At 62.6% G+C, this 5,933-nt stretch carries 8 protein-coding genes; 6 read left to right on the top strand and 2 right to left on the bottom strand.

Translation table 11 applies throughout. The annotated features are described in order from the left end of the window. From HMPREF2785_RS02565 to HMPREF2785_RS02540, 6 genes are all read left to right on the top strand, one after another. On the top strand, nt 1–189 hold a 189-nt coding region (locus HMPREF2785_RS02565), incomplete at its 5' end, for a DUF2118 domain-containing protein (protein ID WP_141750627.1). A gap of 118 nt (nt 190–307) precedes the next feature. Next, the gene (locus tag HMPREF2785_RS02560; protein ID WP_083284739.1) at nt 308–1,180 is read left to right on the top strand and encodes a siderophore-interacting protein; all 873 of its coding nucleotides are present in this window, start codon (nt 308–310) and stop codon (nt 1,178–1,180) included. Between the two features lie 116 nt (nt 1,181–1,296). After that, a complete protein-coding gene (locus HMPREF2785_RS02555) occupies nt 1,297–2,334 on the top strand; it encodes an ABC transporter substrate-binding protein (protein WP_083284738.1) in 1,038 nt (345 codons plus the stop codon). Between the two features lie 25 nt (nt 2,335–2,359). Next, nucleotides 2,360–3,421 (top strand): FecCD family ABC transporter permease, encoded by a 1,062-nt coding sequence (locus HMPREF2785_RS02550; RefSeq protein ID WP_141739341.1) that lies wholly within the window; start codon nt 2,360–2,362, stop codon nt 3,419–3,421. Further along, nucleotides 3,418–4,473, top strand: a complete 1,056-nt coding sequence (locus tag HMPREF2785_RS02545; protein WP_239219677.1) for a FecCD family ABC transporter permease — start codon at nt 3,418–3,420, stop codon at nt 4,471–4,473. Before HMPREF2785_RS02550 ends, HMPREF2785_RS02545 begins: the two co-directional genes overlap by 4 nt. Further along, entirely contained in the window at nt 4,474–5,280 is an 807-nt protein-coding gene (locus HMPREF2785_RS02540; RefSeq protein WP_070450390.1) for an ABC transporter ATP-binding protein, read from the top strand. Here the strand turns inward: HMPREF2785_RS02540 and HMPREF2785_RS12355 are convergent. Further along, complete coding sequence (locus tag HMPREF2785_RS12355) at nt 5,277–5,432, bottom strand: GNAT family N-acetyltransferase (protein WP_371440475.1); 156 nt, start codon at nt 5,430–5,432, stop codon at nt 5,277–5,279. The genes HMPREF2785_RS02540 and HMPREF2785_RS12355 overlap by 4 nt on opposite strands. A 24-nt stretch (nt 5,433–5,456) precedes the next feature. After that, nucleotides 5,457–5,633, bottom strand: coding sequence for a hypothetical protein (locus HMPREF2785_RS12350; protein ID WP_308313617.1), 177 nt, complete (start codon nt 5,631–5,633; stop codon nt 5,457–5,459). Nucleotides 5,634–5,933: the final 300 nt, after the last annotated feature.

Genomic DNA, 5,933 nt, shown 5'->3' with positions numbered 1-5,933 from the left:
TTCGCAGGTGCCGTCACCGTCACCGTAAAGGAGGGTGACGAGGTCAAGGAAGGCGACCCGGTTGCAACCATCGAGGCCATGAAGATGGAGGCCGCCATCTCCGCACCGAAGTCGGGTGTGGTTGAGCGCATCGCGCTGACCAAGCCGACCAAGGTGGAAGGCGGCGACCTCGTAGTGGTTATCGCTTAAGAGCTTTTCGCCTGACGACGTCCAAAGCGCCGACCTCCACCCGGAGTGCCGGCGCTTTCGGCGTTTTGGCGGCTGGGCGTCTCGACACAATGATGTAGGTAAGCCTAAACTACCTTTCATGGTTTTCGGTTCTTGCAACTTTTCGGACATTCAGCTCACGGACTGGCCCCAGCGCGAGAAAAGCGATGCACTCACAGTCACCGTCGCCAATGTTGAACGGGTTGCACCCGACCTCCTTGAGATCTCCGTGGTTGCGCCTGAATTGCGCGACCACCAATTGGTAGGCCCAGACGAGTTCTTCGGCCTCCTCATGCCGGGTCCTGGCAAGGACTATGTCCCGTTAACGACAACTCGGGTAAGCAATCTACGAGCCCAACTTGCCGCGCTTCCGGATGCCGTGCGACCCGACCTTCGGTGGTACACAGTTCGAAGTCTCGACCGAGCTGCTGGCACCCTGAGCTTCCTATTGGTCACACACGGTGTTTCGGATGCCTCGGACACCGACATCGGGCCCGCGTTGCGTTGGGCGCTGCGCGTCGCGCCTGGGGACACCTGCGGAATCTACCCCGCGAACGGGCTGTGGTTCCGGCGCGAGCCAAAGCCAGGCACATCGCAGCTGCTGGTCGCCGACCCCACTGCAGCGCCTTCAGTCGCAGCAATTCTTGAATTCCTCGAGCAATTCCACCCTGCTGAGCTGGCTGCGGCAGATGTCGTGTTCGCCGCCGTCACGAGCGACGAATTCGAGCCTGGGCTGGTTGAGCGCTGGCAATCCCGCGTGAGGTCACTGGCCCTGGTCACCGCCCAGCAGGACAGGTTGCTGGAGGCAGTTGTCTCCGAGCTTCGCTCTCACGAGCGCCCGGAGAGTGTCTGGTGTTGCGGCGAACGAGACCTCGCAGCGGGGGTGCGCCGATTCGCCGTGCAAGAGTGGGGGATTGATCCCAAAAATGTCACATTCAGCGCGTTTTGGATTCGGGGACAGGCGCGGGGGTAACTTTCGTGCGAGATTGTAAGGATTGCTTTACCTAACTCTGACCATATGTTAGGTTTGCCTTTGCTCACTGGCCTGGCGTTCTGCTCAGGCAACATGTCGAATGAAAGGCATCCCACATGCGCGCGAAACTCGGTGCAGTGCTCACCCTTGCTGTTGGCCTCGCTCTCACAGGCTGCAGCTCCTCTCCTTCCAACTCCGCCTCAACTTCCACTGCAACCGCCACCGCCACTTCCGCCGTGTCTGCCTCGGACGCTGCGACATCCTCCTCCGCGTCCGCTTCGAGCAATGTCCAGGCATCCGATGCGCTGGTGTTCAATCACCCGAGCATTGACGGCCTGAAAATCGAGTTCGCCGAGCAGCCCAAGAACATCGTCATGGACTGCTACGCCTACTCCACCCTCGATGAGTACGGCATCAAGCCGAACGCCATCTTCGGTTACCAGTGCGACGACCCGACCGTGATGGGTGGGGTGGACACCACCGGGATTGAGCAGATCGGCACCGACGGCGAGATTGACTTGGAGAAACTCGCACAGCTCAAACCGGACGCGATCATTGGCCTCGGCACAGCAGACGGTTGGCAATGGTTCAAAGAGGATGTGAACTCCCAACTCACTCGCGTCGCCCAGTTCGTGCCGCTGCCCGGCGGTGACACCGTGGACGAGGGCATCGCCAACGTCCGCGAGCTCGCCGAGTTCCTCGGCGCCGATGTCACCGCCTCGCACATCACTAAGGCCGACCAAGACTACGCGGCTGCGAAGCAGAACTTCTCCGATGCCATTGCTGGCGAAGACTTGAGCTTCATGCTGTCGAGCCCCACCAAGGAGATGCTCTACACCCGCGCAGACGGTCCCCAGGCGGATCTGCTGAAGTCGCTCGGCGCGACCCTCGCTGGCCCAACCGAGGGCCACGAGGGTAGCCCGTGGGCGTGGATCGCCTGGGAGGAAGCCTCGAAATACCCCACCGATGTCATGCTCGTCGAGAACTACGACGAAGCTGACCCCTTCACCGCCGAAATGTGGGACTCGCTGCCGTCGGTCCAGGCTGGTCAGCTCTACGCCTGGAACTCAAAGGGTGCGCTGACCTCGCGCCACTACGCCGACTGGTTGGACGGACTCGCCACAAAGGTCCAGGGCTTCAACAAGGTCTCCTAAGCCCTCGACCCGCCCACCGCGAACCATGACGATCACCACAGCGCCTGCGCCCACCGAAACGGAAGCCCAGCTAGCACCGCCACAGCCCCACCCGCTCGCGTACCGAGTTGTCGGCGCATGGGTGCTCATCGCGTTGCTCGCGGTCTCGCTTGTGCTCAGCCTTACCGTCGGTGCGCGCGAGATTACGCTCGGCGAGCTGTGGCATTTCCTCCGTTCGCCCGATCCGGCCGACCCGGTGTCGCAGGTGGTGTGGCAGTCGCGGGTGCCGCGCACCGTGCTGATTTTGGTGGCAGGGGCCGCGTTCGGTGTCGCGGGCGGCTTGATGCAGGCAGTGACCAGAAACCCCCTGACAGACCCCGGAATCCTCGGCGTCAATGTCGGCGCTTCTCTGGCGGTGGTGGTAGGCATCGCCTACTTCGGTCTCACCGACATCAACCAATACATGTGGTTGGCATTCACAGGTGCGACCGTTACATCGTTCGCTGTATTCCTCATCGGAAATGCTGGGCCGATGCGAGGCAACCCGATCCGGATGACACTGTCCGGCGTCGCACTCGGTGCCGTCCTCGGCGGGTTCACTTCAGCGGTTCTGCTCACCAACTCCGACGTTCTGAAGAAGATGCGCGGCTGGTCCGCTGGCACCACGGCCAACCAGGCTCTGGACAATACGCTCGCGATCGTGCCCTTCATTCTGGTCGGGCTCGTGCTCGCGCTCGCACTATCTAAGTCGCTTGATGTGCTCGCGCTGGGCGAGGCCGCTGCCGTGGCGATGGGAGCGAACCCGAACCGCGTTCGTCTCGTCGCACTGATCGCTATTGCGCTCCTCGCTGGCGGCGGCACTGCGGTGGCAGGACCAATTTCTTTCCTCGGGTTGTTGGCCCCGCACCTAAGCCGGATGATCGTGGGCCCGCACCAGGGATGGATCATGGCGTACTCGATCATTTTGGCACCCGCCATCATGGGTTTCGCTGACGTGATCGGCCGCGTGATTGTGCAGGGCGAGATGCCTGTAGGGGTGGTCACGCCCTTCATCGGCGCGCCCCTCCTTATCTACATGGTGCGCCAGTTCCGGGTGGCAGAACTGTGACGACGCAACGCCTGGATTTCGGCCGACCGATGGTAAGGATCGGCCCGCGCGAGCGCCCGATCTTCGTCACCGATGTGCGTGCAGTGGTAGTCACCGCCGTCCTCGTCGCGCTGGCGGCTGCTTGCGGCGTCTTCGCGTTTTTCACCGGTTCTGCATCGATCACCGCGGGCCAAGTATTCGATGCTGTGCTGGGCCGCGGGGACGACTTCACCCACATGGTCGTGGTGGAGTGGCGTGCTCCGCGCGTGCTGATGGCGCTGGTGCTCGGTGCTGCGCTCGCTCTGTCGGGGGCGTTGTTTCAAAACCTCACCAATAATCCGCTCGGTTCGCCGGATGTGATCGGTTTTCAGACCGGCTCCTATACCGGGGCTCTCATCGCTATGCTGGTGCTCCGCGGCGGTTCCACGGCCACCCTGCTCGGTGCGCTCGCGGGCGGCTTGCTCACGGCTGTAACGGTGTTTTTCCTAGCGTCGAAAGACGGCCATGCCCGGGGAGTAAGGCTCATCATCGTCGGGATCGGTGTCAGTGCGATGCTGGCCGCGGTGAACACGTGGCTGCTGCTCACGGCGACGGTCGAGGACGCGATCATGGCGAGCTTGTGGGGTGCGGGCAACCTTGCTGGCACCAGCTGGAACACCCTCGGGTTCGCAGCATCGGGCACGGTGGTGTTCATTGCGGTGACGGCGTTGTTGGCTCGCCCGATGCGCCTTACACAGATCGGCATCCCGTTCGCCACCGCTCTTGGGCAGAACGTGCGTGCAGTGCAAGTCGCCGCGATTATCATCGGGATCGGCTTGACCGCACTAGCCACCGCCACCGTTGGACCGATCTCATTCATCGCGCTCGCCGCCCCGCAGATCGCGCGCCGACTTGTGCGCGCCGACGGGCTGGCGCTGATGCCTACTGCCGCGACCGGCGCGTTGCTGCTCGTGCTCGCAGACACTGTCGCACAGCGCATTCACCCCACTTCGCCACTGCCAGTAGGCATTGTCACCGTCTCCATCGGCGGTATCTATTTCCTCTGGCTGCTGATTCAGGAAGGACGGAAGTAAATGGCACGTCTGCACACCGAACACGCGAAGTTGGCGTACTCCGACGAAGCGATCATCTGCGACGATGTCACAGTCGAGATTCCGGATCGCATGTTCACAGTCATTGTGGGGCCGAACGGGTGCGGCAAATCGACGCTGCTGAAGTCCCTTACTCGGCTCATCACGCCAGTTTCAGGGGCGACGCTTCTCGACGGCAAGTCTCTGCACGAACAGTCCACCAAACACGTCGCTAAGCAAGTCGGCCTGCTTCCCCAGGGGCCGGTCGCACCGGAGGGCATCCGCGTCATCGATCTCGTCTCACGCGGACGCTATCCCCACCAGGGTCTTTTCAAACCTTGGTCACCAGAAGACGAGCGTGCCGTGGGAGCGGCGATGGACGCGACAAACGTGCGCGAGCTCAGCAGTCGCTTCGTCGACGAGCTTTCCGGCGGGCAGCGCCAACGTGTTTGGATGGCTGTCGCTCTCGCGCAGGAGACTCCGATCCTGCTCCTCGACGAGCCGACCACGTTTCTGGATGTGCGATACCAGATCGAACTTCTTGAACTGTGCCGCGAGCTGAACAAGCGCGACCACCTCACCCTGGTGACGGTGCTGCACGATCTCAACCAAGCGGCGCGCTACGCGGATAACATCATCGCGATGAAAGACGGGGAAGTCGTGGCCACCGGCGCGCCCGCCGACGTGATCACCGAGGAGTTGGTTCGTGACGTTTTCGGCGTCGAGGCCAGTATCATCCAAGATCCGGAATCCGGCAGCCCCCTCATGATCCCGCGGTGGGAAGGGCGCGTCGCAGAGAGGGCAGATTAGAGCTGGTAGACCATCACACCCCCGGGTACCGCGACATCGCTGAAGCCGAACGCTTCATAGCGGTGGCGGGCGCGGGGGTTGTCTTCTGCGACAAAGAGCGCCACTTGTGTAGCACCCTGCTCCCGGGCGAGGTCTACGACCTCACGGAGCAAGGCTTCGCCCAAGCGGTGGCCCGCTTATTTGTTCTCAACGGCGATGGCGATTTCTGGAGTGCCGGGCGAGAGGTTCGCATGGCCCTGGTCAGGCGACGTCCAATACCGCAACCACACTCCGCCTGCGGGCATGTGGAATTGGTCGAAGGCGATGACCCCGCCGTCGCGTTGCGGGTTCCACTCGTCGACGTAGCGTTCCACGTCCGGTAACTGCTCCGGCGCACCTCCTTGGATTCGTCACCGTAGACGTCCGCGAGAAAGTTCAGACGGCGCAAGTAGGTGCGGTCCGATTCGGTGGCGCGGTGGAAGGTGAACGTGGGTGTGGACTCCATGGGTGCCACCGTACTCATGCACTTAAGTCACGCACGGTAACCTTTCCCGCATGCGAACTGCTCACAGCGCAAGAGCCGCAAGAGCCGCCACAGCCGCCGCTGGTGCCGTCTGTCTGGCCGCCGCGCCGCCCTGGACAAGCTGCTGTTCCCGAAGCAGTACGCCGAGTAC

This window comes from Corynebacterium sp. HMSC067D03, from assembly GCF_001811185.1.
GTDB lineage: Bacteria > Actinomycetota > Actinomycetes > Mycobacteriales > Mycobacteriaceae > Corynebacterium > Corynebacterium coyleae.
The sequence above is the reverse complement of the archived record's forward strand: the minus strand, read 5'-3'. Positions and strand labels throughout refer to the sequence as shown.